Origin of the sequence: Microbispora sp. NPDC088329, from assembly GCF_040685655.1 — a bacterium.
Classification (GTDB): Bacteria; Actinomycetota; Actinomycetes; order Streptosporangiales; family Streptosporangiaceae; genus Microbispora.
In genome coordinates, this window is record NZ_JBFBIP010000015.1 from 24,162 (window position 1) to 50,234 (window position 26,073).

A 26,073-nucleotide genomic window follows, 5' to 3' on the forward strand; every position below is an offset into this window, starting at 1 on the left:
CCGCCGTGATGATCCCTCATCCGGGCACCCCGTAGAACAGGCGGATCTCCCGGACGGTGTCCATGATCTCGTACCAGGTGAGGCACAGGTCGGCCTCGGCCTCCTCACCGCGTGCCTCCGCCGCCATCAGCCGGTCGCCTGTGAGCAGCGCCGCCTCCCGTTTGAGCTGGGCCGCCATCCGTTGGAACACGAAGCGCTCGCGAGACTCCATTGCCACCCCTCCCGCCCCCAACAGCTCTTACATCACCTGAAATACCCACAGAACCGGCCGAAATGCTCTTCAGATGATCAACACACCTTCTGGTAGGGCGTCTCCGGCAGATAGCGCGCCCACTCCTGGCCGGTCAGGGTTCGCCCGGCCCGCGCGCACACCTGCCGTGCCACGGACTCCCCGTCCACCGGCATCTCGAACAGGGCCCCGCTCTGGTCGGCCACGTACAGGCGCGTGCCGTCCGCACTGAACGCGAGGCTGTAGTCGCCGAATTCGGGCAGCGTGACGGCGCCGCCCAGACGTCGTCCGGCCCGCACGTCCCAGAGCTGGACCGTCCCGTTCTCGCTCACCGTTGCCAGGAGGTCTCCCCGCGGCGAGAAGGACATGGCGTCGACCCGCTCCATGGCCCCGTGCAGCGCCGGCGGCACCAGGGCCGGGCCCTTGACGGTCCACAGGAAGATCCGTCCGGTGCCGCCGCCGACGGCGATCATGTTCCCGGCGGGACTGATCGCGAAGGCCTCGCCCGGGGTGAGGGAATCACCCGTCTCCCTGCCGGTCGCCGGGTCCAGGAAACGCCCCCCGCCGGTGACGATCGTCCGCCCACCGGCGTCGAAGGCGATCCCGCCCGCCTGGCGGCCGAGGGCGACGTCCACGATCTTCCGGCCGGTGCGGGCGTCCCATTCGAGCAGGCGGGCCAGGTCGGGTCCGGGGCCGTTCGAGCCCCGGACCAGTGACGCGGCGAGGACGCGCCCGTCCGGTGTGAACGCCTTGCCGTCGATGACGAGTCCCTCGGGCACCCGGTAACGCCACAGCGCCCTGCGTCCGGCGGCGTCCCACACCTGCAACCGGTCGGCTGACGAGGTCTGGACGGCGATCGTCCCACCGGCCCGGTCGAACACCGGGGAGCCGAAGTCGGTCGTCCCCGGCATCGGTCCCGCGAGCCGGCGGTGCGACACGTCCCAGAGCCGCAGCGGCTTGTCGTCATTCACCGACTTGAGCACCGCCCACCGGGCATCGGGGCTCAGCGTCGCGCCGTAGCCGGGCAGCGGGTGTGTCGCGGCGGTGCGCGGCCGGATGTCGAGGCTCACCACGGAGTCGTCGAGGAGATAGCGCAACGTGTGCCCGTCGGGGTCGAGGCGGGCGTCCTGCACCTGGTCCTCGGCGCGATAGCCGAGCACCTGGACGCGGTCGCGCACCCGCCACACCCGGATGCTCCGGTCGGCGAACCCCACCAGGAACCGCCCGTCGGCGCTGAACCGCAGCCCGCTCGTCGTGGCGTTGCCCGGCTCGTTCGTGCCGTTGTCGTTCCACGTCCAGACGTCCTGGTCGGCCGTGGGCGCGACACGGGCGCCCGTGGCCGTCGAAACGAGGTAGATCTCGCTTCCCGCGCAGGCGAGAACCCTGCCGTCCGGGCTGAAGGCCGCGACCGCGGCGTTCCGCGGGCAGGCGCGCCCGAGCGCCGGAACCGGCGTCCCACCGGGAATCCGCCGGACGTCGATGCGGCCGAGGTCGGTCACCGCGGCGAGTCCCGCCCGGCTGGACACGACCGGCGCGAAACCCTGCCAGCCGCCCTCGCCGTTCACCTCCCGGCCGTAGGTCGTGCCGCGCGCCGGGTCCCACACGAAGCCGTTGCCGTCCACCATGAGCGAGATCCGGGACTCGTCGTCGAACTCGGCGTCCGCGCCGCCCTCGGCGCCGTAGACGGTCAGCCGGCCACGGATCCGGCCGGTGGCCAGGTCCCACACGACCGCCTTCGTGGTGGTGAGCACGACGGCCGACCGGCCCGTGGGGCTCACCGCCACGGCCTCCAGGGCGTCCTCGCGCAGTTCGGTCGTCGTGATCCGCCGCACGACTCGCCGCCCGGCCACGTCGATGACGTCGATCTCGCGGTCCGACGCCGTGACCAGCCGTCGCCCGTCGCCGCTCATCGCGGGGAACCCGACGCCCGGCAACGGCCGCAGGGCCGCGATCTCGGGCTGGTAGAGCGAGGACATCAGGCTCGACCGGGCCTCGGAGCCGCCGTCGAGGCGCCAGGCGGCGACGCTCAGCAGCATGGCGGCGGTGGGGTCGGTGGTCCGCAGGGTCCCGGCGCGCAGCGCCGCCTCCCGGCCGCCCGCCCGGTCGCGCTGCGCGGAGATCTGGTCGCGCTGCGCGGCGATCCGGCTGCCCTGGTAGGCCGCCAGGCCGCCGCCCGCGAGGGACAGCGCGAGCAGCACGGCCAGGGCGGTCGTGAGCAGACGGCGGCCACGTGCACGCCGGCGGGTCAGCGCGGCCGACGCGTCGAGGAACTCGCGTTCCAGGGCGTTCAGGGCGAGACGCCGCCTGCCGGTGGCCGCCCAGCCCACGGCCGCGTCCAGGCGGCCGCCCTGCAGGAGGTCGGCGGGACGGCGGCCCGCCGCGGCCCACTGCCGGGCCCGCAGGCGGATCTCCGCGTGCACCGGCAGGCCGTCCCACTCGTCGGCGAGCCAGGCCCGCAGCCTGGGCCAGGCGCGCAGCAGCGCCGGGCGGGCGAGGCCCACCTCGCCGTCCTTGCGCGACAGCACATAGGTGAACATCCGGAGCACCTCGCCCGAGCCGGGCGGCAACTCGTCCTCGGCCGCCCTGCGGGTGGCGAGCTCGCCCTCCGGACCGGCCGTGACCAGCCGGAGGAAGATCTGCGGCACCAGGTCGCGCTCCGCCGGGCCGAGCGCGTCGTAGGCGTTCTCGGCGAGAACGCCCAGGCCGGGGTCGGGCTCGCTCTCCGCATGCCCCTCCGCGTGCACGGCCCGCGCCGCCCGGCTGCCCTCCGCGAGCAGCCGCGCCGTCTCCACCCGCGAACCCCCGCTGATCAGCGCCATCAGCAGGTCGCGGGCGGACGGGCGGGCGGCCGGGTCCTTGACGAGGGCCGCGCCGACCAGCGGCCGCAGCGGCTCGGGCAGCACGGACAGGTCGGGATCGGCCGACAGCACGCGGTGCATCACCCCGCCCAGGCTCTCCGCCCGGAACGGATCCGCGCCGGTGGCGGCGAACAGCACGATCCCGCCCCAGGCGAACACGTCGGCGGCGGGGCCCGCGCGCTGCCCGGTGAACACCTCCGGCGCCATGTACGTCGGCGTTCCGGCCACCAGACCGGTGCTGGTGAGCGACATCTCCAGGGTCCTGGCGACACCGAAGTCGATCACGCGGGGGCCGTCCGGGCCGAGCAGCACGTTGTCGGGCTTGAGATCGCGGTGGACGACCCCCGCCTCGTGGATGGCGGCCAGCGCCGTGGCGATCGCGGTCGCGAGCCTGTGCAGGCCGTCCCCGGCGAAGACGCGCCCCTCCTGCACGGCCCGGCGCAGGCTCCGCCCCTCGACGTACTCGCTGACGATGTACGGCCTGGGCCCCTCCAGTTCGGCGGCGATGACCGGCGCGGTGCAGAACGACGCCACCCGCCGGGCGGCCGCGGCCTCCCGGCCGAACCGCTCCCTGAGCTCGGGATCCGCCGCCGCGTCACCGTGCAGCACCTTGACCGCCACCCGGCGGCCCTCGCCGTCGTACGCCTCGTAGACCACGCCCTGGCCGCCGGAGCCGAGCCGCCCCGACAGCCAGTACTCCCCCAGCCGCTCCGGATCCTCCGGCAGCAGCGTCCCCGTCATGCGTTCACCCCTCGTGCCTGCACGTGGGATTGGACGCCGCCGGGCGCGGATGGGTTCTGCGCCGGCCTGTCCCGCAGGCGCGCGGGAACACCTGGGCCCGTGAGGTGTTCCCGCGCGTGCGGTCGCGCCGCGGAGCCGCTCCGCGTCAGCAGTTGTGCAGGGCGGAGAACTTGCCCGGCCACTTCCACGAGAAGTTCCAGGTGTGACCGGGGGCGAAGTACGTGCACTTGAAGTCCCTGCGATGGGCCAGGATCACCTTGAGGTAGTGACCCGCGCCACAGCCGTTGGTCACGCTGAGGTGGTCCGTGACGCCGCTGCTCGACAGGTGCCAGTGCACGCACCCGGGAAGGGGACTGCGCGCCTGGGCGGTGGCCGCGGAGGCCGCTCCGCCGGTGGACAACAGCAGCGCGGCCGCTCCCGCGGACGCCGCGATGGGGAGAGCGATCTTCTTGCTGAAACGCATGGCTTCCTTCTCCTGTCTCCGGTGAGGCAGTTCACCTGGACTCGGGCCAGGCATTGCCAGCTCACCTGGGAAGACAGGTGTCCAACAAGCGACGCAACACAATTGCACGCGATTGGCCGATCTTGTACGACAGGCTTGGAAGCACGACGCCAGAGGGGACCGTCCGACCGTCCCGTTCCCGTCCCTCAGGAAGGTGGGTCTCTACATGAGCGACGCGGTGACCTCGCCCCCGCCGGATCCGGCGGAGGCGCACAGCGCCGAAGAACTCATCGACTTGCTCAAGCGGCTCAGAACCTGGGCGGGACAGCCCTCGTTGCGCCGCTTGCGTCACCTGGCCGGCCGCTCGGCCTCCCCCGACGGCCACCAGGTGGATGCCCTGCCGGCGAGCACCGTGTCCTACATCCTCAACGGGCGGGGGCTGCCCGGCCTGCCGCGACTGGCCTTCGTCGAGGCCTACGTGGCGGCGTGCCTGTCCGCCTGCGACCTGTCGCCGGAGGAGATCGAGGCTCAGATCGCCCGGTGGCAGGACGCCTGGCGGCGAATAGCCAGCCCCGGTGATCTCGAGCCCGCCACCCGGCAGGCCGAGGAGACGACACCCTCGGTCCACGCTTCGGGCTCGGTCTCCGAGCCGATGCCCCCCGATCCCATGCCCACCCGGCCGAGCCGTGGCCGCGTCCTGCCGGCCGGCCTCGCCGGGCTCGTGGCGGGTGCACTGATCGCCACGGTTGTGACCCTGCTCCTGCGTCCCGCGAACGACGAGATCCCCTTGGTCCGCGGTGAGGATCCCAACCGGTGCGACGCGCCCAGCGTCTGCTTCTACGACCACGGGCAGACCGGCCGGTTCCGCGACGTCACCGACGACTATCAGTCCCTCAACGACAGCCGTGACACGGTGGCCATGGTCAACCCGCGCAAGGACGACGTGGTGTGGCTGCGCTGGGAGGACGGTCACAGCGAGTGCACCATGCCGTTCGCGACCTACCGCCTCGCCCCCGGAGTGGCCGACATCCGCATCAGCCGCGACTACCGCTGCCCCTCGAACGGGAAGGGCGAGCGTCGTGCCGTCCTGGACCCGGCCGCGGTGGTGCCGGCGCCCCTGCCCCCTTGCTACGTCACCACTTCCCAGGGGCAGGCGACCGTGGGGGCTTCGACGACCTCGACGTCGCCGACGGGACGGTCCCGAACCGCTGTCTAGTCGCGTACGCGGGCTCCTGCTTGTCGGGGGCCTCTGGTTCTCAGCGGGCTTCTGGTTTTCAGCGGGCTTCTGGTTTTCAGCGGGCTTCTGGTTTTCAGCGGGCACGGGGCCGGCCCGACCGCCAGTGGCGCCCGGAGTGGTCCGCCCCCGGCCGGGGACGCGGGGACACGACCCGCCGCCGGTGGTGCCGCACGGGCGGTTCCGGCGCGGGCAGATCGTGGCGGCCGGAGACGAACTCCTGCACCGCGATCTTCGCCCGGATGACCGGGCGACGCCAGCGCTCCTCCCGATGGACCGCCTTGGCCATCAGCCGCGGCCGGGGCCGTCTCGCCCGCTCCGAGTAGAACCAGCGGGCCCAGGGGGAGCCGGGACGGGCCACCCGCACCGCTCCCACATACAGCAACGGCGGCACGAACAGCCCCAGCAGGCCGCTCCAGATCTTCCCCTTGAGCAGGGTGGCCACGGCGAAGACGAGATTGACGACGAGGAACGCGGCGGCCGTCCAGCCGCCTCCGCCGTCCGCGCCGTCCGTGCCGTTCCAGGCGAGCGGGCGCAGCCCGAGCAGCAGCAGGCCGGTGGCCGCGATCGCCACGAAGACCGCGTCCACGGAGGCGCGGCCCTTCTCCTGCCAGTAGACGTCGCGCAGGTGCAGGATCAGCGCGAACTCGTCGAGCACGAGCGCGGCGCCCGCGCCGAACACGGCGGAGGAGAAGGAGTACCACCCCGTGGAGACACCGGAAAGGACCAGCCCGGCCACCCCGCCCAGCAGCGTGAGCACCACGCCGAACACCACGTGATGGATGTGCATCTCGCCCACGCTGATGTTGCCCAGCCACCGCACTCGCGCCCTGATCAGCCGTACGTTCACCCGCGTGAAGACGAACGCCGTGATCAGCGCGACGAAGAACCAGAACAACGGCAGGCGGTGCGCCTCGACGACGCGTTCCCTGAACCAGTCGGTCATGAAGCGTTTCCCCCAGATCCCGATGCTAGTGCCGGGAGGGACACCGGGCGCGGCGGGAGGTGTCAGGCGAGGAAGCCGCGCAGCAGGGCCGCCGTGCCCTCCAGGTGCTCGGCCACCGCCCGTTCGGCCGCCTCGGGGTCGCCGTCCAGGATCGCGGCGGCGATGGCGGCGTGCTGGACCGCCGCATGCTCGATGTTGGGCCGCAGCACGGGGATCGCGTTGAGCAGGTCGGTCACCCGCAGCCGGGCGTCGGCGCAGGCCGCGGCCAGCAGCGGCGAGCCGGTCAGCTCCCCGATCGCCAGGTGGAACGCGATGTCCATCCGGCGGTAGTCGGCCGGCGCCGCGTCGTTCACCCCGGCCAGCCGGGCGGCCAGGGTGTCCCGCTGGAGCGCGGTCAGCTCGGCCGTCGCGAGGACCCGGGCCGCCCCGCACTCGACGGCCATCCGGAACGTCAGCGCGTCCTCGAGATCGTCTTCGCCCATGCGGGTGAGGGCTCTGCGCAGGTCGCCCTTGCGCGGGCTCGGCGGCCGGTAGACGACGAAGGCCCCGCCGTAACGGCCGCGCCGTACGTCGAGGTAGCCGGACTCCTGCAGGGCGCGGATCGCCTCGCGCAGGGTGACCCGGCTGATGCCGAGCCGGGTGGCCAGCTCGCGTTCCGGCGGCAGCTTCTCGCCGTGCAGGACGACGCCGAGCTTGATGGCCTGCAGCAGACGCTCGACGGTCTCCTCGAACGCGTTGCCCGCCCGCACCGGCCGAAGCAGCGACACCGCGCCGGTGATCCCCACGGCCGCGGGCCGCGTATCGGGCACCGGCGGCGACATGGAGACGGAGGCGGGCACGGCCCGTGGGCGGGAGGGCGTCCGGGGGCCGGAGACGGACGACTCCGCCGGGGTGATCTCCATGCGTGTCGCCCCTCCGTCCCTCCACCCGTCGCCGCCGTCGCCGGCGGCCCCCGCTCCCACGGTCGAGGTTAGACCACGGCGCGTTTCCGGCCACACCGCGTTATGGGCGTCGCGTTGTTGACGACGAGGGGAGCATGGTGCTTGCATGCCCTCAATGGTCTGATTCCAGACTTTTGGACGGGAGGCACCGTGCTCAGCGTGGAGCGACTCCGCGATGACGTCGAAGCGGGCCGCGTGGACACGGTCCTGCTCGCGGTCACCGACATGCAGGGGCGGTTGCAGGGCAAGCGGCTGTCGGCGCGGTACTTCCTGGAGGAGGTGCTGGACCACGCCGCCGAGGGCTGCAACTACCTGCTCGCGGTGGACGTCGACATGAACACCGTGGACGGCTACGCCATGTCGTCCTGGGAGCGCGGCTACGGCGACTTCGTCATGCGGCCGGACCTGTCGACGCTGCGCCGGGTGCCCTGGCACGAGGGCACCGTGCTGCTGCTGGCCGACCTGGTGTGGGAGGACGGCTCCGACGTCGTGCCCTCCCCCCGGCAGATCCTGCGCCGCCAGCTCGCCCGGCTCGCCGAACGCGGCTGGACCGCGTACGTCGGCACCGAGCTGGAGTTCGTCGTCTACGACGACAGCTACGAGCAGGCCTGGCGGCGTGGCTACCGCGACCTGACCCCGGCCAACCTCTACAACGTCGACTACTCGCTGCTCGGCACCTCCCGCATCGAGCCGCTGCTGCGCAAGATCAGGCTCGGCATGGAGGGCGCCGGACTGTACGTCGAGTCCGCCAAGGGCGAGTGCAACCTCGGCCAGCACGAGATCGCCTTCCGGTACGCCGACGCGCTGACCACCTGCGACAACCACGTCATCTACAAGAACGGCGCCAAGGAGATCGCCGCCCAGGAGGGCAGGTCGATCACGTTCATGGCCAAGCCGAACCAGCGCGAGGGCAACTCCTGCCACATTCACATCTCGCTGCGCGACGCCGGCGGCGTGCCGGTCATGGCGGGCGGCGAGCCGTACGGGCTGTCGGAGACCGGGCGGCGGTTCATCGCCGGCCAGCTCGCCGCGATGCGGGAGCTGACCCTGCTCTACGCGCCCAACGTCAACTCCTACAAGCGGTTCGTGCCCGGCAGCTTCGCCCCCACCGCCGTCAAGTGGGGCGTGGACAACCGCACCTGCTCGCTGCGGCTGGTCGGCCACGGCCCCTCCCTGCGGATCGAGAACCGGGTGCCGGGCGGCGACGTCAATCCTTACCTGGCGGTCGCCGCCATGATCGCGGCGGGGCTGCGCGGCGTCGACGCCGGGCTGGAGCTGGAGGAGCCGTTCGCCGGGAACGCCTACGACTCCGGGGCCGAGCGGGTGCCCGCGACGCTCCGCGACGCCCTGGCGCTGTGGGAGGGCTCGCCGATCGCCGAGGAGGCGTTCGGCAAGGACGTGGTCGAGCACTACGCCAACAACGCGAGGGTCGAGCTGGCCGCCTTCGACTCGGCGGTCACCGACTGGGAGCTCTATCGGGGGTTCGAACGGCTGTGAAACTAGTCAATCCGGCGACCGAGGAAGTGATCGCCGAGATCGAGATGGCGGACGCCGCCGAGGTGGACCGCGCGGTCGAGCGCGCCCGCCGGGCGTTCCCGGCCTGGAGCGCGGTCGCCCCGGGTGAGCGGGCCCGGCTGCTGCGCCGCTTCGCGCAGGTCGTGGAGGACCACGCGGAGGAGCTGGCGCGGCTGGAGATCGCGAACGCCGGGCACACCGTCGGCAACGCCCGCTGGGAGGCGGGCAACGTCCGCGACGTGCTGAACTTCTACGCGGGCGCGCCCGAGCGCGACCACGGCAGGCAGATCCCGGTGCCCGGCGGGGTGGACGTCACGTTCGCCGAACCGCTGGGCGTGGTCGGGATCATCGTGCCGTGGAACTTCCCGATGGTCATCATGACCTGGGGAGTCGCCCCGGCCCTCGCCGCCGGCAACACGGTGATCGTGAAGCCCGCCGAGTGGACCCCGCTGACCGCGCTGCGGCTGGCCGAGCTCGCCCTGGAGGCCGGGCTGCCCGAGGGCGTGCTCCAGGTCGTCCCGGGCGAGGGTGAGGTCGCCGGGGCCCGGCTCGTCGAGCACCCGGACGTACGGAAGATCGTGTTCACCGGCTCGACCGAGGTCGGGAAGCTGATCGGCGCGAAGGCGGCCGAGCAGGTCAAGCGGGTGACGCTGGAGCTGGGCGGCAAGAGCGCCAACATCGTCTTCGCCGACTCCGACCTCGACAAGGCCGTGGCCTCGGCGCCGATGGCGGTCTTCGACAACTCCGGCCAGGACTGCTGCGCCCGCTCGCGCATCCTGGTGGAGCGTTCCGTCCACGACGACTTCCTCGCGCGGCTCGCCGAGGCGGTGCGCGCGGTGAAGGTCGGCGACCCGGGCGACCCGGCGAGCCAGATGGGCCCGCTGATCAGCGCCGAGCATCGGGAGCGCGTCGCGTCGTTCGTCACCGAGGCCGACGTGTACGCCGCCGGGTCGTGCCCGAGCGGGCCCGGCTTCTGGTTCCCGCCCACGGTGCTGGCCGGATCGTCCTCGGAGTCCTTCCGCAGGGCGTTCACCGAGGAGATCTTCGGGCCCGTGGTGTCGGTCGTGCCGTTCGAGGACGAGGCCGACGCGATCCGGATCGCCAACGACACGGCGTACGGCCTGTCGGGATCGATCTGGACCCGCGACGTGGGCCGGGCGCTGCGGGTGGCACGGGCCGTCGAGGCGGGCAACCTGTCGGTCAACTCGCACTCCAGCGTCCGCTACTGGACCCCGTTCGGCGGCTTCAAGCAGTCGGGCCTCGGCCGGGAGCTCGGCCCGGACGCCCTGTCGGCCTTCACCGAGACCAAGAACGTCTTCATCTCCACGGAGTAGATCAATGCAGCGTTTGCAGGACCGCGTCGCCGTCATCACCGGGGCGGGCAGCGGCATCGGGCTGGCCACCGCCCGCCGGTTCGCCCAGGAGGGCGCCAAGGTCGTGGTCGCCGACCTCGACGAGGAGGCCGGCGCGAAGGCGGCCGGGGAGGTCGGCGGCCTGTTCGTCAAGGTCGACGTGGCGAACGAGGACGACGTGGCCCGGATGTACCGGACCGCGTTCGAGGAGTTCGGCAGCGTCGACATCGCGTTCAACAACGCGGGCATCTCGCCGCCGGACGACGACTCCATCCTGGAGACCGGCATCGACGCCTGGCGCCGGGTGCAGGAGGTCAACCTCACCAGCGTCTACCTGTGCTGCAAGCACGTGATCCCGTACATGCGGCGGCAGGGCAAGGGCTCGATCATCAACACCGCGTCGTTCGTCGCGGTCATGGGCTCGGCCACCTCGCAGATCTCCTACACCGCCTCCAAGGGCGGGGTTCTGGCGATGAGCCGCGAGCTGGGCGTCCAGTTCGCCCGCGAGGGCATCCGGGTCAACGCGCTGTGCCCCGGACCGGTGGACACCCCGCTGTTGCGGGAGCTGTTCGCCAAGGACCCCGAGCGCGCCCAGCGCCGTCTCGTCCACGTGCCGATCGGCCGTTTCGCGCGGGCCGAGGAGATCGCCGCCGCGGTCGCGTTCCTCGCCTCCGACGACGCCTCGTTCATCACCGCCTCGGAGTTCCTGGTGGACGGCGGCATCTCCGGCGCGTACGTCACTCCGCTGTAGAGGGATCGTCATGGCCCGTCCCGTCATCGGCGTGACGTGTTACGTCGAGCCGGCGAAGTTCACCGTGTGGGACATGCCGGCGGCGCTGCTGCCGTACATGTACGTCGACCACATCGTGCGGGCGGGGGGCCAGCCGGTCATCCTGCCGCCCGCGGGGGAGCCCGCCGCGCTGGTGGAGCGGCTGGACGGGCTGATCATCGCGGGCGGGGGCGACATCGACCCCGCCCGGTACGGCTCCGCCCCGGCCCCCCAGACCGGCTACATCCGGAAATTTCGTGACGATGCCGAGTTCGGGTTGATGACGGCCGCGCTGGAGGCCGGGCTGCCGTTCCTCGGCATCTGCCGCGGCCTCCAGGTGCTCAACGTGGCGCTGGGCGGCACCCTCCACCAGCACCTGCCCGACGTGGTCGGCCACACGGACCACTCCCCCGCCCCCGGCACGTTCGGCCGCGTCCCCGTACGGCTCTCGCCGGAGTTGGCCAAGATTTACGAAGGCGAGGACCTGACGCCCGCCCACTACCACCACCAGGCGATCGACCGCCTGGCGGACGGGCTGGAGGTCACCGCCCGTTCCTGCGACGGCACGATCGAGGCCGTCGAAGTGACGGGAGCCGCGTTCGCGCGGGCCGTGCAGTGGCATCCGGAGGCCGACGAGGACGGCCCCCTCTTCCGCGCTCTCGTCGCCGCCGCCCGCCGTTGAGAATCCCGGAGCGGCGCCGCGCCTGAGAACCCCCGCGAGAACCCGCACCCGAGGATCCGGTGTGCGCCGCGGAGAACCCGATGCGACGCCGCCTCGCCCCGTTGGACGCCGTCCGGCGGGACGACGCGCGGCGCACCGGCATGCCGGTCGAGCCCCCGCATAACGCACCCGCCGCAACGCGGCGGCCGCCCGGTGAACACGGCTGTCGCCCTCCTCCCGCGGCGACCGGAGCGGCGACCGGAAACACGTCATCGCATCCTCCTCGGTTTATGTAACCGATTTCATTTGCTGCACGTGCATGTTCGCTGGGCATTCATCGCTTTACGGAACGCAATGCCATGACGGAACTTCCCACCCCGGCGCGCGCCGCGAAAAACAGCAATTTTGACGAATGCAGGGAGAGAGGGATATCGTCAAATACCTATTGAAGCCGCGTCGTCGGCGCGTTCACGCTGCTTTCGTGTGCGAGGGGGATCGTGTTATACGCCGTGCTCGGACCGTTCCTGGCCATGAAACCCTCGGGGGACGTCATCGCCGGGCTCGCCCCGAGACACCGGCAGCTCCTGGCGCTGTTCCTACTCAATCCGAATATCGCGGTCCACCGGGACACGCTCATCGATCTGCTATGGAATGGCCGTCCCACTAAATCCGCGCCGCGGAATCTTACCACCTACATCGCACAGGTGCGCAGGCGGCTCTCGCCACGCGACCCCAGCGTTTCTCCGCTGCACACGGTGGAAGGCGGGTACCTTCTTTCCGTGCCGTCCGGATCCGTGGATGCTGCAGTATTCAACCAATTGGTGGCACAGGGCAGAATCGCTCGAGACAATGGCGATTACCACAATGCGGCGAGGATCTTCGAGAGCGCGCTCAACCTGTGGCGGGACGACGCCCTGCTCGGCATGAGGCACGTGGACGAACTGGCCGCCTGGGCCGAACGGCTCGACGAGGACCGGCGCGCGGTGACCGAGGACCTCTTCGACGTACGACTGACGCTCGGGCACCATCACGAGATCGTCGGCGGCCTGGCCCAGTGGGCGAGACGGCATCCGCTGCGTGAACGGCCGCACCGGCAACTCATGCTGGCGCTGCACCGGTCGGGCCGCACCCACGACGCCTCGGCCTCCTACCAGCGGCTGCGCCGCACGCTGGTCGACTGCCTCGGCACCGAGCCGTCCCCCGATACTCAGGCCATCCACCAGCGGATCCTCACGGGCGACGACCCTTCCTCCGCCCTGGCGCGTCTCCACGCGGGGCACCGGCCGCTGCAGGAGTCGGATCACCGATCGTGACCGAAGGCCGGCGTGGACCGCCGCCGGAGTCTCCATGATGAAATCGGGCGGTCCGGCCGGTTACGGGGGTGGTGGGAGAACCACTAGGCTGGCTGCACACCGGTGACCCCGTGCGGGAGAGCGTCCTGGCATCCGGTCAGGGCCCCTGAAGGAGCAAGCCCTCCCCGCGAACCTCTCAAGGCAAAGGACCGCGCGGGCCAGGTGACCTCTGGAAAGAAGGCCGGAAGGCCTCGCCGAAGGTGAAAGTCCGGCAAAGATCGGACGAAGCTCTCAGGCGCCGATGACAGAGGGGGAGGATGCCCGATAGTTCAACGCAGCATCCGTCCTTCCGAGGTGCGCATGTCCCGATCCACCCCGCTCCGCGGTGTCCATGAACGCCTTGGCGCGACCCTGACCGACTTCGCGGGATGGCAGATGCCCCTGCGCTACGGCAGCGAGTCGGCCGAGCACAACGCGGTGCGAACGGCCGCGGGGCTCTTCGACCTGTCCCACATGGGAGAGATCTTCGTCGTCGGCGCGCAGGCCGGCGAGGCCCTCGACCACGCCCTCGTGGGTCACCTCAGCGTCCTCGCGCCCGGCCGCGCCCGCTACACGATGATCGTGAACGAGACCGGCGGCATCCTCGACGACCTCATCGTCTACCGCCTCGACGAGGACCAGTACATGGTCGTCGCCAACGCCTCCAACTACGCCCTCGTCGCCCGCGAGCTCGCCGACCGGGTCCGGGGATACGACGCGCGGGTGACCGACCGGTCGGACGAGTACGCGCTGGTGGCGGTGCAGGGGCCGCGCAGCGCCGAGATCCTGGCCGCGCTGACCGATGCCGACCTCGGCGAGCTCAAGTACTACGCCATCGTCCCCGGCGTCGTCGCGGGCACGCCCGTCCTGATCGCACGCACCGGATACACCGGCGAGGACGGTTTCGAGCTCTTCGTGCTGAACGAGCACGCCGTACCGCTGTGGGAGGCGCTCGCCGAGGCGGGCAGGGACGCCGGGCTCGTTCCCGCCGGGCTGTCGGCCCGCGACACGCTCCGCCTGGAAGCCGGCATGCCGTTGTACGGCAACGAGCTGAGCGCGGCGATCACGCCGTTCGACGCCGGCCTCGGCCGGGTCGTCCGTTTCGACAAGCCCGGCGACTTCCTGGGCAAGGCCGCCCTCGAGCGGGTCGCGGCGAACGGCACCACCCGGCGCCTGGTCGGGCTGGTGGCGCGCGGCCGCCGGGTGCCGAGGCACGGCTACTCCGTCACCCGGGAGGGTGCCGTCGTCGGCGAGGTGACCAGCGGCGCCCCGTCGCAGTCCCTCGGCCGCCCGATCGCCTTGGCGTACGTCGACGAGGACGCCCTGGAAAAGGGTGGCCTGACCGTGGACATCCGGGGCAGCCAAGAACCGGTCGACGTCGTCGATCTGCCTTTCTACAGGAGGAGCAAGTGAGCACCATTCCGGACGACCTGAGCTACACCAAGGAACACGAGTGGGTGGCCGGGATCGAGGACGGCCTCACCGTGACGGTGGGCATCACGGCGTACGCGGCCGAGCAGCTCGGTGACGTGGTCTACGTGGAGGTGCACCCGGAGGTCGGCGCGACGGTCACGGCCGGCGACGCGGTCGGCGAGGTGGAGTCCACCAAGTCCGTGAGCGACATCTTCGCGCCGGTCAGCGGCGAGATCGTCGAGATCAACGCCGCCGTCGCGGACGAGCCCGCTCTGGTCAGCTCCGACCCGTACGGCGAGGGCTGGCTGTTCCGCGTGCGCGTGGAGGAGGAGCCGGACGACCTGCTGTCGGCCGCGGAGTACACCGCGCTGACCTCCGGCGAGTCCTGACAGGAAGCCGAGAGGCGACGATCAATGGCGATCAGCGTCTTCGACCTGTTCAAGGTGGGGATCGGGCCGTCCAGCTCTCACACGGGCGGCCCGATGGCCGCGGCGCACAAGTTCGCCCGCGGGCTGCACCAGGACGGGCTGCTGGAGAAGGTCACCAGGGTCGAGGCCATCCTCTACGGCTCGCTCGGGCTGACCGGCAAGGGCCACGGCAGCGACAAGGCGGTCCTGCTGGGCCTGTCCGGCGACAAGCCCGAGCTGGTCGACGTCGACACCGTCGACGAACGGCTGGCGGCGATGCGGGCGAGCGGCACGGTCACGTTGTACGGCCTGCACGAGATCCCGTTCGTGGTCGGCGAGCACCTCGTCTTCGAGCGCACGCTGTCGCTCCCCCACCACCCCAACGGCATGCGGTTCACGGCGTACGCCGACGACGCGGTGCTGCGCGAGAAGGTGTACTACTCGGTCGGCGGCGGCTTCGTGGTGGACGAGAACGCCACCGGCGCCGACCGGATCAAGCCCGACGACACGGTGCTGCCGTACGCCTTCACGACCGCGCACGAACTGCTCGCGCACTGCGCCGAGACCGGCCTGTCGATCTCCGGCCTGATGGTGGAGAACGAGAAGGCCTTCGGCCGTACGGAGGAGGAGATCCGGGCCGGCCTGCTGCACCTGTGGGCGGTCATGGCCGAGTGCGTACGCCGCGGCACCGGCCGCGAGGGCGTCCTGCCGGGCGGTCTGAAGGTGCGCCGCCGGGCCCACCAGCTGTACCGGCGGCTGCAGGGTGAGGCCGACGGGACCGACCCGCTGCGGGCGATGGACTGGGTCACGCTCTTCGCGCTGGCCGTCAACGAGGAGAACGCCGCGGGCGGCCGGATCGTGACCGCGCCGACCAACGGCGCCGCCGGAATCGTCCCGGCCGTTCTGTCCTACTACATGCGTTTCCTTCCGGGCGCCGGCGAGGACGGCGTCGTCCGCTTCCTGCTCACCGCGGGCGCGATCGGCGTGCTGTTCAAGGAGAACGCCTCCATCTCCGGCGCGGAGGTGGGCTGCCAGGGCGAGGTCGGCTCCGCCTGCTCCATGGCGGCCGCGGGCCTCACCGAGGCGCTCGGCGGCACGCCCGAGCAGGTCGAGAACGCCGCCGAGATCGGCATCGAGCACAACCTCGGCCTGACCTGCGACCCGATCGGCGGGCTCGTCCAGATCCCGTGCATCGAGCGCAACGCCGTCGCCTCGATCAAGGCGATCGCCGCCGCCCGCATCGCACTGCGCGGCGACGGCCGCCACTTCGTGTCGCTGGACAAGGCGATCAAGACGATGCGCGACACCGGCAGGGACATGCTCGACAAATACAAGGAGACCTCCCGCGGCGGCCTCGCCGTCAACGTCATCGAGTGCTGACCCCCACCGTGATCGCGCAGTGTCGCACGCAGGGCCTCCCACCTGCGCCGATACCGATCGCGACGTGCAGGGAATTCATGCTTGCCTCTCTGACCTGCCGGAAAGCTCTTCGTGATCACGCAGGCGGGCGGAACGCCGGCCGGGGCCAATAAGGTGGTGCCCTCGCCGACGACGAGGAGGAGGGCCGTCACGTGAGGTGGCGCGAGGCGCTGCGCCCGCATCGGGCGTTCCTGATCGTGCTGGCGGCGGGCGTCGCGCTCCGCGCGCTCGCCGTGCTCGGCTACCGGCCCGCGCTGTGGTTCTGGGCCGACTCCTTCGCCTACCTGAGCTCGGCCCTCGACCTGCGGCCCCTGCCCTCGCGGCCGTCCGGCTACTCGCTGTTCCTGGCGGCGCTGAGCCCGCTGGGCAGCGTCACCGCCGTCGTGATCGTCCAGCACCTGCTCGGCCTCGGCATGGCCGTCTGCGTGTACGCGCTGCTGCGCCGCCGTACGCGGCTGCCGGGGTGGGGAGCCGCGCTGGCGGCGGCCCCGGTGCTGCTCGACGTGCACCAGATCCAGCTCGAACACCTCATCATGGCGGACCTGCTGTTCACCGCGCTGATCGTGGCCGCCGTGACGATCCTGCTGTGGCGCCCCAGGCCGGGCGCGTGGTCCGTCGTCGCCGCGCTGCTGCTGCTCGGGCTGGCGACCGTCACCCGCACTCTCGGGCTGCCCCTGATCGCGCTGGCGCTGCTGCCGGTGCTGCTGGCCGGACGCTGGAGGACCGCGCTCGCCGGGCTCGCCGCCGCGTCCGCCGTGCTCGGCGGGTACGCCGTGTGGTTCCACGACGCCCACGGAACCTACGGGATGGGCGGCAGCAGCACCTGGCTGTGGTCGCGGACGATGACCTTCGCCGACTGCTCGGTGATGGAGCCGCCCAAGGAGCTGGCGGTGCTGTGCCCGTCGGGGCCCCGGCTCGCCGCGCCCGCCTATATCTGGGACGCGGACTCGCCCATCCAGCGGGTGAAGAAGGACAAGGAGCGGCTGGCGGGCGAGTTCGCCTCGCTGGCGATCCGCAGCCAGCCCCTCGACTTCCTGGCGGCCGGCCTGCACGACGCCATGTGGGCGTTCGAATGGGACCGAAAGGTCTACCCCTCCCCCGGGCCGCAGAGCGCGTACGTCTTCCCCGCCTCGGTGAAGCCGTTCACCGCCAAGGTGGCCTCCGGCGGCCGTACGGCGACCCAGCTGACCACCGCCTACCAGGGAAGCGCCGGGGACACGAAGGTGGCCGAGCCGTTCGCGGGATGGTTGCGCGCCTACCAGGACCAGGGCTTCCTGCGCGGGCCGCTGCTGGCGGCGATCCTGCTGGCCGGGCTCGCCGGACTGGTGGCCCGGCGATGGACGGCGCTGCTGCCCTGGGCCGCGGCCGTGGTCCTGCTCCTGCTGCCGCCCCTGATCGCCGCCTTCGACCACCGGTATGTGGTGCCCGTCGTGCCGCTCGCCTGCCTGGCCGCCGGGCTCGCCCTGGGCACCGGCGCGACCCGAGCGCCGTGGCGCCCGGATGGACCCTCGGAAGGGCGGTCGGCGGGGCGCGGGCGGTCAGCGGCGGCGGACGTGCAGGCGGACAACCGCAAGCGCGTCGTCCCGGCCGACCGCTCGGCGAACGCGTGAGATCGCCGACTCGTCCAGCCGCCTGATCACCTGCCGCGGGTCGGCGGACCGCTGGAGCGACACCGACACCCGCAGCCTGCCGTCGCGCACGAGCCTCACCGAGATGCGGCCGATCCCGTCGACGCCCTTCAGCGCCACGCCGAGCATGGCGATGCCGGCGCCGGTGCGGCTGCCGACCCTGCCCCACCCGAGCGCCAGGACGAGCCAGCGGGTCGCGACCAGGGCGAGCAGCATGGCCGCCCCGGCAAGCAGCGGCAGCGCCCACGGCCTCCCCTCGACCACGCTCCCGTCGATCAGGGCCGCGCCGGGCCGCCGCCGCGCGGCGGCCAGCAGACCGGCCCCTCCCGCGACCAGCGCGAGGCCCACCAGGCAGAGCCCGACGCGATTCCCCATGCGCGGACGCACGTCAGACCCCTCTCCCGCGCAGCCGTACGACCACCTCGTGGCGGGACTGGACGCCGAGCCCCGACAACCGGTCCCCGACCGCCGCGCCCACCTCCCGCAGCAGGGCGCCGGTCGTGTTCGCGTCGGCCACCACGATGACCTCGATCCGTCTGCGGAGGATGTGAACGCCGGCCCGCCGGACATGCTCGACCTCGCGGGCCGAGGCGGCGAGCGTACGGCGCAGACCCGCGCGCGTCAGGCCCATCGCGAGCAGCGGATCCCGGCAGTGCAGGGGCATGAGCCGGGGACGGCCGGGGACGAGCGCGAGGGCCACCAGACCCGCTCCGCACAGGATCATGCCGACGGCGGCGACGGCGACCGCCGGGTCGGCCAGTGTGACGTGCGACAGCCGGGGCGGCAGCCGCCAGTGAGCCACGCCGAGCAGGGCGGCGACGACCGCGGCGGTGAGCGCCCAGCCGAGCAGGGCGATCGCGGCGGCGACCACGACGGCGGCCGGGGTGCGGGCCGGCCGCAGGACGCGCGCGGCGGTCCGCCGGCCGGCCGTGTGGTCCGCCCCGGCGCCGGTGCCGCCTGCGGTGTTTCCGATGCCGTTGACGCTCTTGCCGCCTGTGGTGCCGTTGGCTCCCGTGCCGCTTCCGGCACCCTTGGCTCCCGTGCCGCTTCCGGCGCCCTTGGCGCTTCTGGCCGACGAACCCGACAGGATTCCCTGCACGACGCTCATCAGCCGTTCACCCTTCCCGCTCACCGCGCCCGGTCCGCTCGGTAGTCACGTCACCATGGGTACACGGAGGGCCGGCGAGACGGGCGGGTCACCCGCCGCCTTGCGCGATCAAGACGTCTCCATCGCCGAGACTTTGCCGGTCACGGTTAACGTGAACCGCGCTCATGTATATCCCCGAGGAGCCGTACTAGGCTGCCGCCATGGACGACCGACAGCGCCTCGACCGGGCGACGGCCCATCTGGAGCCGCCCTTCGCCGTCCTCGACATGGACGCGCTCCGGTCGAACGCGGCCGCCATGGTGCGCCGGGCCCGGGGCAAGCCCATCCGGGTCGCCAGCAAATCGATCCGCTGCCGGGCCCTGCTCGAACGGGTCCTGGCCATGGACGGCGTCTCGGGCGTCATGGCTTTCACCCTGCCCGAGGCGCTGTGGCTGGTCTCCACCGGGCTGCGGAACGTGCTCGTGGCCTATCCGACGGCCGACAGGACCGCGCTGCGCGCCCTGGGTTCGGACGACGTCGCGGCACGGGAGATCACCGTGATGGTGGACTCGCCGGAGCACCTCGACCTCATCGAGAGCCTGCGGCTCCCCCGCCGAATCAGGGTGTGCCTGGACATCGACGCGGGATTCACGGCTTTCGGCGGCAAGTTCCGTGCGGGCGCGCTGCGGTCGCCGATCCGCGAACCCGAGCAGGCCGCCGAGATCGCCGCGCACATCGCCGAGCGCCCCGGGGTGCGGCTGACCGGGCTCATGGCGTACGAGGCCCAGATCGCCGGGGTGGGTGACGACGTCCCCGGGCCGTACGGCCGCGCGGTGCGCTGGATGCAGGAGCGGTCTCGCCGCGAGCTGATCGTGCGGCGCGGCCGCATCGTGCAGGCCGTACGTCAGGTCGCCGACCTCGAGTTCGTCAACGGCGGCGGCACGGGAAGCATCGAGAAGACCACCGCCGAGCGGGCGATCACCGAGGTGGCCGCGGGCTCGGGTTTCTTCCATCCCCGCCTGTTCGACTTCTACCGCGGCTTCACCGGCCGCCCGGCGGCGCTGTTCGCCCTGCCGGTCGTGCGCAAGCCGGCTCCGGACGTCGTGACCGTGCTCGGAGGGGGCTATCCCGCCTCCGGGGCTCCCGGGCCCACCCGGCTGCCCCAGCCGTACCTGCCGCCGGGGCTCGGCTACCACCCGGACGAGGGGGCGGGTGAGGTGCAGACTCCCCTGCTCGGCGAGGCCGCGGCCGACCTCCGCCTCGGCGACCGCGTCTGGTTCCGGCACGCGAAGGCCGGGGAGATGTGCGAGCGCTTCGCCGCGCTGCATCTCGTGGAGGGTGACCGGGTGACCGAGGAGGTCCCGACCTATCGGGGTGAGGGCATGACCTTCCTGTGACGGCCGGCCCGGCCTTGTGATCGTTTCTGCGGGGACGCGGACGCCGCCGTGAAGCGCGTCACGGCGGCGTCGTCCCCCGGCGGGTCAGCGGGAACGGCGGCGCAGCAGCACGACGGCCGCGCCCACGACGACGACCACGCCGATCCCGATCAGCACCGGAGCGATGCTGGGCGCCGGATACTCCTCGGGCTGCTCACCTTCGCCGTCGGCCGGGGCGTACGTGCGCGGCCCCAGGACCATGTCCTCCACCGACGTGACGAAGCCGCGCGCGTTGGCCTTCGCCTTCTCGACGCCGCGCTCCGCGACCCGCTTCGGGCTCACCCGGTCCGCGATGGCGTCGACCGTGCGAGCGAGCTCCGCCCGCGTGCGCTCTATCTTCCGTTCCAGCGCCTCGGGATCGGTGTCCGCCATGCGATCCCCCTCCTGTGGTATTGGTGTGTGATCAGTGTGCCAGGTCCGGCGGTCCGCCCGCACAGCGGCTGACCCGGTAGTTTGGTTGACGCTTGCCCGCCGATCGGCGCGGGTCACCTTTTCCGGAGGACGTGATGAGCAAGCTCCAGCCCGGCGACGCCGCGCCGGACTTCACTTTGACCGACGCCGACGACCACGAGGTCTCGCTGGAGTCGTTCCGCGGCAGGCGGGTCATCCTGTACTTCTACCCGGCGGCGATGACCCCCGGTTGCACCAAGCAGGCCTGCGACTTCCGTGACAATCTCGGCGCGCTGACCGAGCAGGGCTTCGTGGTGCTGGGCGTGTCCAAGGACAAGCCCGCCAAACTGCGGCAGTTCCGTGAGCGCGACGCGCTCACCTTCCCGCTGCTGTCCGACACCGGTCTGGACGTGCACAAGGCATACGGCGCGTACGGCGAGAAGACGAACTACGGCAAGACCATCATGGGCGTCATCCGCTCCACGTTCGTCATCGACCCCGACGGGAAGATCGAGAAGGCTCTCTACAACGTGAAGGCCACCGGTCACGTCGCCCGACTCGCGAAAGAACTAGGGATCTCCTGACAAATCCCTTTTCGCCATACTCCTGGAATTGTCGGCGGCCGCCGACAATTCCAGGAGTATGGCGAAGTACAAGTACACGCCCGAACTGCTGGCCGAGGCCGCGGCCAAAGCGGCGAGCATCGCAGACGTGCTGCGCTATCTCGGCATCCCGTGGTCGGGGGGCGCCCACGCCCACATCAGCCGCCGTCTCGAGCACTTCGGCATCGACACGACCCACTTCGGCAGGCCCTCTCCGGACAAGAGCGCCCCGGCGGCCCGGCGATACCTGCCTGCGGAGATCCTGGTGCTGCTACCCCCGGGATCCGGCCGCGAGAAGCCTCGCAAGCTCGGGCGGGCACTGCGGGAAGTGGGAGTCCCATACGCCTGCGCAGACTGTAGGATAGGCGGCGCCTAGCAGGGTCGGCCGCTCACATTGCACATCGACCACATCAACGGCAACTGGCTGGACAACAGAAAAGAGAATCTGCGATTCCTCTGCCCCAACTGTCATTCTCAGACAGATAATTTCGCGGGAAAAGGAAGAGGAAAAGGGGTCGTAGCCCAATCGGCAGAGGCAACGGTTTTAGGTACCGTACAGCGCGAGTTCGAATCTCGTCGACCCCACTGCAAATCGGCAAACAATGGCGAGCCGGCGAATTATTCAAAAACCCGGAAATTGCCAAATCCCGAGCGGCCGGCGCTCGCGAAGTTGAACCTGATGCTCGGGGCCGACGATTTGTCCTTCCTGGAGCGGTTTGTGACCGCCGGAGGAGCCAAGTCGCGGACCGCGGCGATCCGCACGGCCATCGCCCTGCTTCGTGCTCGGAGTGAGCGGGAGTGACCGTCCTGGGAGATCCAAAATTGCGCCGACGCGCGGCCGACCGGAAGACAGCCCACCGGGCGCCGGACACCCGTAGGCGCGCGCCGGCCCCTCCGCCGGCGCGCGCCCTCGGGAAAGCGAACCTCAGCCTGGCGCCTGGCAGCGCACTCCGGCCTCGGTGCGCCTGCACCAGGGAGGCAGGAAGTCGTCCTGGGACTGTGGCGCGTCCTCGTTGTAGCCTCGAGGGAAGAGACGCTGGCGGTCACTTCCGGCGTCCCAGCTCATCCCCGCGTGCGCCCGGTCCCAGACCATACCGGTGACGGCCACGACGCCACCGCCGAGGAGCGCACCGATCAGCGCGGACGCGATGCCGACGGCCACGAGCTGACCGACGTGTCCGCGGGGCAGCCGAGGCGCCGGTCGCGTGGGAGGGCCATGCCGCGGAGCAGGCGCGGACCGTGCGCGCGGATCCTGCCAGCCGGGAGCCTTCCACCCCGCGCCACCGGGACCGAAGGCGTACCGGCCGTCTGTGGGGGGCGTGTTCGCGGGTCCCGGCCCTGGCCGGCTCGGGCCCGCGTGGCCTGCCCACGGCGAGTGCGGCCCCGATGCTCCGGGCGTGTTCGCCGGTCCGATCCGGGGTGCTTCCGGCCCTGACGGCCTGGGTGTGTCCCCCGGGCTGGTCCAGGGCGACGCGGGATCCGTCCGAGGGGGCGCAGACCCGGCCGGCCCGGCCGACCCGCTCGGCCCGGTAGACGGACTCGGCCCGGTGGGCGCGGCCGGCGCAGCGGAACCGGCGGTCGCACTGGGCTCCGTCGCACTGGGCTCGGTCACACTGAGCTCAGATGACCCGGCCGGTCCGGTTACCGGCTCCGGGCGCGGGTCGCGCGGCTCGTCTCCGACACCGCGCGACCCCGCGTCCTTCTCCGCCATTCAGAGCTCCCTAACCCCGCTTCCAAGAAGCGTTCCCGGGAACAAGGATGCGCCGTGATCCGTAAAAACGGCGTAAGCACGGCAGCGGCTGCGACTTGAGTCGTAGGCGGGTATCCGTCCCAAGGGTGAGACCTTCCTGAGCAGCCGATACGTATGGTTGGGTACGTGTTCGGCAGACTGCGCGCCTGGACCCGGCGCCACAGCAAGCTCGTGGACGCGCTCACGGTCTCCCCGCTGGCGCTGTTGTGCCTGGCCACCATCGAGGCGTTCAGCCGGACCGGCTCGCTCGGGGCGCGGCAGCTCGGTGTGCCCGGTCTGCTGCTGCTGTCGGCCGCGCTCATCGTTCCGCTGACCTGGCGCCGCGACCACCCCCGTGAGGTGTTCGCGGTGGTCGCCGCCGTCAGCTTCGTCCAGTGGCTGCTCGACGTCGTCGTCCTGCCCGCCAACATCGCGGTGCTCGTCGCGGTGTACGGCGTCGCCTCGCGCTGCACACTCCGGTGGGCGCTGGCCGCCGGGGCGGTCGCCGAACTCGGGCTGCTGCTGGCGATGCTGCGCTGGTCTCCCGCCCCCGCCCAGGCATGGCCGTCGTCGTCGGCCTTCATCGTCGCCGTCTGGATCGCCGGGATCTACGCCAACACCCGCCGTCGCTATGTGGAGGGCCTGGTCGAACGTGCCGAGCGGGCCGAGCGGGAGCGCGACCAGCAGGCGCGCATCGCCGCCGCCGCCGAGCGCGCCCGCATCGCCCGCGAGCTGCACGACGTGGTCGCGCACAACGTCAGCGTGATGGTCGTGCAGGCCGACGGCGCGGGATACGCCATCGACGGCGACCCCGAGCAGGCACGGCGTGCGATGCAGGCGATCTCGTCGACCGGGCGGCAGGCGCTGGCCGAGATGCGCAGGCTGGTGGGGGTGCTGCGGCAGGACGCCGGCAGCCCGGCGGAGGAGTACGCCCCGCAACCCGGTGTCGCCCAGCTGGGCGACCTGATCAGGCAGGTCAGGGATTCGGGTCTGCCGACCGAGTTCACCGTGTCCGGCACCGCGCAGACGCTGCCCGAGGGTGAGCAGCTCGCCGTCTACCGGATCGTGCAGGAGGCGCTGACCAACGCGCTGAAGCACGGCGGTCCCGGCACGCGGGCCCGGGTGGAGGTGACGTACGGCAGGGGCGAGCTCGAGCTGAGGATCAGCGACGACGGCAGGGGCGCCGCGGCGCCGCGCCTGGTCGGCGGGCACGGGCTGATCGGCATGCGGGAGAGGGCGGCGATGTACGGCGGGAGCGTCGAAGCCGGTCCCCGGCCGGGCGGCGGCTTCCGGGTGATCGCCCGGATCCCCGTCGGGATGGCCGCGTGACCAGGCGACCCCCGGACCGCGGTGACTCCGGTTGTCCCCACAGCGCGTACGGTTACGGGGTCGCGGCGATGACGAGCGGAGCGGAGCTGCTGTGATACGCGTCATGCTGGTGGACGACCAGGAGCTGGTGCGGACCGGGTTCCGGATGGTCCTCGGGGCGCAGCCGGACATCGAGGTCGTCGGCGAGGCGGCCGACGGGCTGGCGGCCGTCGAGGCGGTGCGCACGGTCGAGGCCGACGTGGTCCTCATGGACGTCCGCATGCCGCGCATGGACGGCGTTGAGGCGGCCCGCGTGATCTGCGCGGCCCCGGACGGCCCCAAAGTGCTGATCCTGACGACGTTCGACCTCGACGAGTACGCGTTCGCCGCGATCAAGGCGGGTGCGGCGGGGTTCCTGCTGAAGGACGTGCCGCCGGCCGAGCTGATCAGTGCGATCCGGTCGGTCCACTCGGGAGACGCGGTGGTCGCGCCGAGCACGACCCGCCGCCTGCTCGACCGCTTCGCCGTGCTCCTGCCGGAGGGGGATCGGCGGCGGCAGGACGCGGGCGTGCTGACGGCGCGGGAGCGGGAGGTGATGGTCCAGGTGGCCCGTGGCCTGTCGAACTCCGAGATCGCGGCGCGGCTGCATCTCGCGGAGGCCACCGTGAAGACCCACCTTGGCCGCATCCTGGCCAAGCTGGGGCTGCGCGACCGGGCCCAGGTGGTGGTCTACGCGTACGAGACCGGCGTGGTCGCCCCCGATCATCCGCGGGGCTGAGTCCGGGATACCTCACAAGTCGCACACGCCCCGGGGCGGACCGTCCCGGGACGCAGGCCGAGAACGTCCGCGAGGCCGAGGAAACGCCCTGATCACGGCCATAGCGTGGCGTCATGACCACAACAACCCAGGTTCGCACCGCGGTCGTCGCGCGGGGACTGACGAAGGTGTACGGCGAGGGCGACGCGGCCGTGCACGCATTGCGCGGCATCGACGTCGGCTTCGCCGCGGAGGCGTTCACCGCGATCATGGGACCGTCCGGCTCCGGCAAGTCCACCCTGATGCACTGCCTGGCCGGTCTGGACACCGTGACGGACGGGCGGGTGAGCATCGGCGACGTCGAGATCACCGGTTTGAACGACAAGCAGCTCACGCTCCTGCGGCGCGAGCGCGTCGGTTTCATCTTCCAGGCGTTCAACCTGCTGCCGACGCTGACCGCCGAGCAGAACATCCGGCTTCCCTTGGAGATCGCGGGCCGCCAGGCCGACCAGGCGTTGTTCGACCGCGTGATCGAGACGGTCGGCCTGCGTGACCGGCTCAGGCACAAGCCGAGCGAGCTGTCGGGCGGCCAGCAGCAGCGCGTCGCCGTGGCGCGGGCACTCATCAGCAAGCCCGAAGTGATTTTCGCCGACGAGCCGACCGGCAACCTCGACTCGCGCAGCGGCGCCGAGGTGCTGGCGTTCCTGCGCACGTCCGTACGGGAGCTCGGGCAGACGATCGTGATGGTGACCCACGACCCGGTGGCGGCGTCGTACGCCGACCGGGTGGTCTTCCTCAGGGACGGCCTGCTGGTGAGCGAGGTCGAACGGCCGACCCCGCAGACCGTGCTCGACACGCTGATGGCGCTGGAGGCCTGA

24 protein-coding genes, 1 tRNA gene and 1 riboswitch are annotated in these 26,073 nt (G+C 71.7%); of the genes, 17 read left to right on the forward strand and 8 right to left on the reverse strand.

The annotated features are described in order from the left end of the window. Window positions 1–16: 16 nt before the first annotated feature. From AB0O28_RS25470 to AB0O28_RS25480, 3 genes are all read right to left on the reverse strand, one after another. The gene (locus AB0O28_RS25470) at window positions 17–211 is read right to left on the reverse strand and encodes a hypothetical protein (protein ID WP_363644229.1); all 195 of its coding nucleotides are present in this window, start codon (window positions 209–211) and stop codon (window positions 17–19) included. Between the two features lie 77 nt (window positions 212–288). Further along, on the reverse strand, window positions 289–3,828 hold the full coding sequence (locus tag AB0O28_RS25475; protein WP_363644231.1) for a WD40 repeat domain-containing serine/threonine-protein kinase: 3,540 nt from the start codon (window positions 3,826–3,828) through the stop codon (window positions 289–291). A 145-nt stretch (window positions 3,829–3,973) separates the two neighbouring features. Continuing rightward, complete coding sequence (locus tag AB0O28_RS25480; RefSeq protein WP_363644233.1) at window positions 3,974–4,291, reverse strand: hypothetical protein; 318 nt, start codon at window positions 4,289–4,291, stop codon at window positions 3,974–3,976. 205 nt (window positions 4,292–4,496) lie between these two features. On the opposite strand from AB0O28_RS25480, the gene AB0O28_RS25485 reads away from it, so the two are divergent. Then, a complete protein-coding gene (locus AB0O28_RS25485; protein WP_363644235.1) occupies window positions 4,497–5,486 on the forward strand; it encodes a helix-turn-helix transcriptional regulator in 990 nt (329 codons plus the stop codon). 94 nt (window positions 5,487–5,580) lie between these two features. On the opposite strand, the gene AB0O28_RS25490 is transcribed toward AB0O28_RS25485, so the two are convergent. Both AB0O28_RS25490 and AB0O28_RS25495 read right to left on the reverse strand, forming a co-directional pair. Beyond that, complete coding sequence (locus AB0O28_RS25490) at window positions 5,581–6,450, reverse strand: hypothetical protein (RefSeq protein ID WP_363644237.1); 870 nt, start codon at window positions 6,448–6,450, stop codon at window positions 5,581–5,583. 62 nt (window positions 6,451–6,512) lie between these two features. Beyond that, window positions 6,513–7,271 carry an FCD domain-containing protein gene (locus AB0O28_RS25495; protein ID WP_363644568.1) on the reverse strand — a complete coding sequence of 253 codons (759 nt, stop codon included), beginning with the start codon at window positions 7,269–7,271 and terminating at the stop codon, window positions 6,513–6,515. Between the two features lie 279 nt (window positions 7,272–7,550). On the opposite strand from AB0O28_RS25495, the gene AB0O28_RS25500 reads away from it, so the two are divergent. The 9 genes from AB0O28_RS25500 (at window position 7,551) to AB0O28_RS25540 (ending at window position 17,868) form a co-directional block, all read left to right on the forward strand. Continuing rightward, window positions 7,551–8,888, forward strand: coding sequence for a glutamine synthetase family protein (locus AB0O28_RS25500; protein ID WP_363644239.1), 1,338 nt, complete (start codon window positions 7,551–7,553; stop codon window positions 8,886–8,888). Window positions 8,889–8,932: 44 nt separating this feature from the next. Continuing rightward, complete coding sequence (locus AB0O28_RS25505) at window positions 8,933–10,240, forward strand: aldehyde dehydrogenase family protein (protein WP_363644570.1); 1,308 nt, start codon at window positions 8,933–8,935, stop codon at window positions 10,238–10,240. A gap of 4 nt (window positions 10,241–10,244) precedes the next feature. Next, a complete protein-coding gene (locus AB0O28_RS25510; protein ID WP_363644241.1) occupies window positions 10,245–11,009 on the forward strand; it encodes a 3-oxoacyl-ACP reductase in 765 nt (254 codons plus the stop codon). A 10-nt stretch (window positions 11,010–11,019) separates the two neighbouring features. Continuing rightward, entirely contained in the window at window positions 11,020–11,709 is a 690-nt protein-coding gene (locus AB0O28_RS25515) for a gamma-glutamyl-gamma-aminobutyrate hydrolase family protein (RefSeq protein WP_363644243.1), read from the forward strand. 509 nt (window positions 11,710–12,218) lie between these two features. After that, a complete protein-coding gene (locus tag AB0O28_RS25520; protein WP_363644572.1) occupies window positions 12,219–13,001 on the forward strand; it encodes an AfsR/SARP family transcriptional regulator in 783 nt (260 codons plus the stop codon). Window positions 13,002–13,104: 103 nt separating this feature from the next. After that, a riboswitch (glycine riboswitch) is annotated at window positions 13,105–13,202 on the forward strand. Between the two features lie 138 nt (window positions 13,203–13,340). Next, window positions 13,341–14,432: a glycine cleavage system aminomethyltransferase GcvT gene (gene gcvT / locus AB0O28_RS25525; RefSeq protein ID WP_363644245.1), complete on the forward strand. Its 1,092-nt coding sequence runs from the start codon at window positions 13,341–13,343 to the stop codon at window positions 14,430–14,432. Further along, window positions 14,429–14,821: a glycine cleavage system protein GcvH gene (gene gcvH, locus AB0O28_RS25530; RefSeq protein ID WP_363644247.1), complete on the forward strand. Its 393-nt coding sequence runs from the start codon at window positions 14,429–14,431 to the stop codon at window positions 14,819–14,821. Before gcvT ends, gcvH begins: the two co-directional genes overlap by 4 nt. Before the next feature lie 24 nt (window positions 14,822–14,845). Beyond that, a complete protein-coding gene (locus tag AB0O28_RS25535; protein WP_363644249.1) occupies window positions 14,846–16,219 on the forward strand; it encodes an L-serine ammonia-lyase in 1,374 nt (457 codons plus the stop codon). A 191-nt stretch (window positions 16,220–16,410) separates the two neighbouring features. Continuing rightward, window positions 16,411–17,868, forward strand: coding sequence for a hypothetical protein (locus AB0O28_RS25540; RefSeq protein ID WP_363644251.1), 1,458 nt, complete (start codon window positions 16,411–16,413; stop codon window positions 17,866–17,868). Here AB0O28_RS25540 and AB0O28_RS25545 read toward each other — a convergent pair. Both AB0O28_RS25545 and AB0O28_RS25550 read right to left on the reverse strand, forming a co-directional pair. Then, window positions 17,797–18,261 carry a hypothetical protein gene (locus AB0O28_RS25545; protein WP_363644253.1) on the reverse strand — a complete coding sequence of 155 codons (465 nt, stop codon included), beginning with the start codon at window positions 18,259–18,261 and terminating at the stop codon, window positions 17,797–17,799. The genes AB0O28_RS25540 and AB0O28_RS25545 overlap by 72 nt on opposite strands. Before the next feature lie 13 nt (window positions 18,262–18,274). Beyond that, the gene (locus AB0O28_RS25550) at window positions 18,275–18,994 is read right to left on the reverse strand and encodes a DUF6286 domain-containing protein (protein ID WP_363644255.1); all 720 of its coding nucleotides are present in this window, start codon (window positions 18,992–18,994) and stop codon (window positions 18,275–18,277) included. A 200-nt stretch (window positions 18,995–19,194) separates the two neighbouring features. Here AB0O28_RS25550 and AB0O28_RS25555 point away from each other — a divergent pair, with 200 nt between their 5' ends. Then, window positions 19,195–20,370, forward strand: coding sequence for an amino acid deaminase/aldolase (locus tag AB0O28_RS25555; RefSeq protein WP_363644257.1), 1,176 nt, complete (start codon window positions 19,195–19,197; stop codon window positions 20,368–20,370). Window positions 20,371–20,454: 84 nt separating this feature from the next. On the opposite strand, the gene AB0O28_RS25560 is transcribed toward AB0O28_RS25555, so the two are convergent. Next, window positions 20,455–20,781 (reverse strand): DUF3618 domain-containing protein, encoded by a 327-nt coding sequence (locus tag AB0O28_RS25560; RefSeq protein WP_363644259.1) that lies wholly within the window; start codon window positions 20,779–20,781, stop codon window positions 20,455–20,457. Window positions 20,782–20,915: 134 nt separating this feature from the next. Here AB0O28_RS25560 and bcp point away from each other — a divergent pair, with 134 nt between their 5' ends. The 6 genes from bcp to AB0O28_RS25590 all read left to right on the forward strand — a co-directional run bounded on the left by bcp (window position 20,916) and on the right by AB0O28_RS25590 (window position 26,073). Continuing rightward, window positions 20,916–21,383, forward strand: a complete 468-nt coding sequence (gene bcp, locus AB0O28_RS25565; protein ID WP_363644261.1) for a thioredoxin-dependent thiol peroxidase — start codon at window positions 20,916–20,918, stop codon at window positions 21,381–21,383. 58 nt (window positions 21,384–21,441) lie between these two features. Further along, window positions 21,442–21,777 carry a hypothetical protein gene (locus AB0O28_RS25570; RefSeq protein WP_363644263.1) on the forward strand — a complete coding sequence of 112 codons (336 nt, stop codon included), beginning with the start codon at window positions 21,442–21,444 and terminating at the stop codon, window positions 21,775–21,777. A 135-nt stretch (window positions 21,778–21,912) separates the two neighbouring features. After that, window positions 21,913–21,986, forward strand: a tRNA-Leu gene (locus AB0O28_RS25575). Between the two features lie 1,291 nt (window positions 21,987–23,277). Continuing rightward, window positions 23,278–24,459, forward strand: coding sequence for a histidine kinase (locus AB0O28_RS25580; protein ID WP_363644265.1), 1,182 nt, complete (start codon window positions 23,278–23,280; stop codon window positions 24,457–24,459). A gap of 91 nt (window positions 24,460–24,550) precedes the next feature. Next, the gene (locus tag AB0O28_RS25585) at window positions 24,551–25,216 is read left to right on the forward strand and encodes a response regulator transcription factor (RefSeq protein WP_363644267.1); all 666 of its coding nucleotides are present in this window, start codon (window positions 24,551–24,553) and stop codon (window positions 25,214–25,216) included. A 113-nt stretch (window positions 25,217–25,329) separates the two neighbouring features. Further along, window positions 25,330–26,073 (forward strand): ABC transporter ATP-binding protein, encoded by a 744-nt coding sequence (locus AB0O28_RS25590; RefSeq protein WP_363644269.1) that lies wholly within the window; start codon window positions 25,330–25,332, stop codon window positions 26,071–26,073.

Excerpts from the sequence above, each read along its gene's own strand:
- AB0O28_RS25470 (WP_363644229.1), bottom strand. The coding sequence starts at position 211 with ATGGAGTCTCGCGAGCGCTTCGTGTTCCAACGGATGGCGGCCCAGCTC.
- AB0O28_RS25475 (WP_363644231.1), bottom strand. The coding sequence starts at position 3,828 with ATGACGGGGACGCTGCTGCCGGAGGATCCGGAGCGGCTGGGGGAGTAC.
- AB0O28_RS25480 (WP_363644233.1), bottom strand. The coding sequence starts at position 4,291 with ATGCGTTTCAGCAAGAAGATCGCTCTCCCCATCGCGGCGTCCGCGGGA.
- AB0O28_RS25485 (WP_363644235.1), top strand. The coding sequence starts at position 4,497 with ATGAGCGACGCGGTGACCTCGCCCCCGCCGGATCCGGCGGAGGCGCAC.
- AB0O28_RS25490 (WP_363644237.1), bottom strand. The coding sequence starts at position 6,450 with ATGACCGACTGGTTCAGGGAACGCGTCGTCGAGGCGCACCGCCTGCCG.
- AB0O28_RS25495 (WP_363644568.1), bottom strand. The coding sequence starts at position 7,271 with ATGTCGCCGCCGGTGCCCGATACGCGGCCCGCGGCCGTGGGGATCACC.
- AB0O28_RS25505 (WP_363644570.1), top strand. The coding sequence starts at position 8,933 with ATGGCGGACGCCGCCGAGGTGGACCGCGCGGTCGAGCGCGCCCGCCGG.
- AB0O28_RS25510 (WP_363644241.1), top strand. The coding sequence starts at position 10,245 with ATGCAGCGTTTGCAGGACCGCGTCGCCGTCATCACCGGGGCGGGCAGC.
- AB0O28_RS25515 (WP_363644243.1), top strand. The coding sequence starts at position 11,020 with ATGGCCCGTCCCGTCATCGGCGTGACGTGTTACGTCGAGCCGGCGAAG.
- AB0O28_RS25520 (WP_363644572.1), top strand. The coding sequence starts at position 12,219 with ATGAAACCCTCGGGGGACGTCATCGCCGGGCTCGCCCCGAGACACCGG.
- gcvT (WP_363644245.1), top strand. The coding sequence starts at position 13,341 with ATGTCCCGATCCACCCCGCTCCGCGGTGTCCATGAACGCCTTGGCGCG.
- AB0O28_RS25535 (WP_363644249.1), top strand. The coding sequence starts at position 14,846 with ATGGCGATCAGCGTCTTCGACCTGTTCAAGGTGGGGATCGGGCCGTCC.
- AB0O28_RS25545 (WP_363644253.1), bottom strand. The coding sequence starts at position 18,261 with ATGGGGAATCGCGTCGGGCTCTGCCTGGTGGGCCTCGCGCTGGTCGCG.
- AB0O28_RS25550 (WP_363644255.1), bottom strand. The coding sequence starts at position 18,994 with ATGAGCGTCGTGCAGGGAATCCTGTCGGGTTCGTCGGCCAGAAGCGCC.
- AB0O28_RS25555 (WP_363644257.1), top strand. The coding sequence starts at position 19,195 with ATGGACGACCGACAGCGCCTCGACCGGGCGACGGCCCATCTGGAGCCG.
- AB0O28_RS25560 (WP_363644259.1), bottom strand. The coding sequence starts at position 20,781 with ATGGCGGACACCGATCCCGAGGCGCTGGAACGGAAGATAGAGCGCACG.
- bcp (WP_363644261.1), top strand. The coding sequence starts at position 20,916 with ATGAGCAAGCTCCAGCCCGGCGACGCCGCGCCGGACTTCACTTTGACC.
- AB0O28_RS25570 (WP_363644263.1), top strand. The coding sequence starts at position 21,442 with ATGGCGAAGTACAAGTACACGCCCGAACTGCTGGCCGAGGCCGCGGCC.
- AB0O28_RS25590 (WP_363644269.1), top strand. The coding sequence starts at position 25,330 with ATGACCACAACAACCCAGGTTCGCACCGCGGTCGTCGCGCGGGGACTG.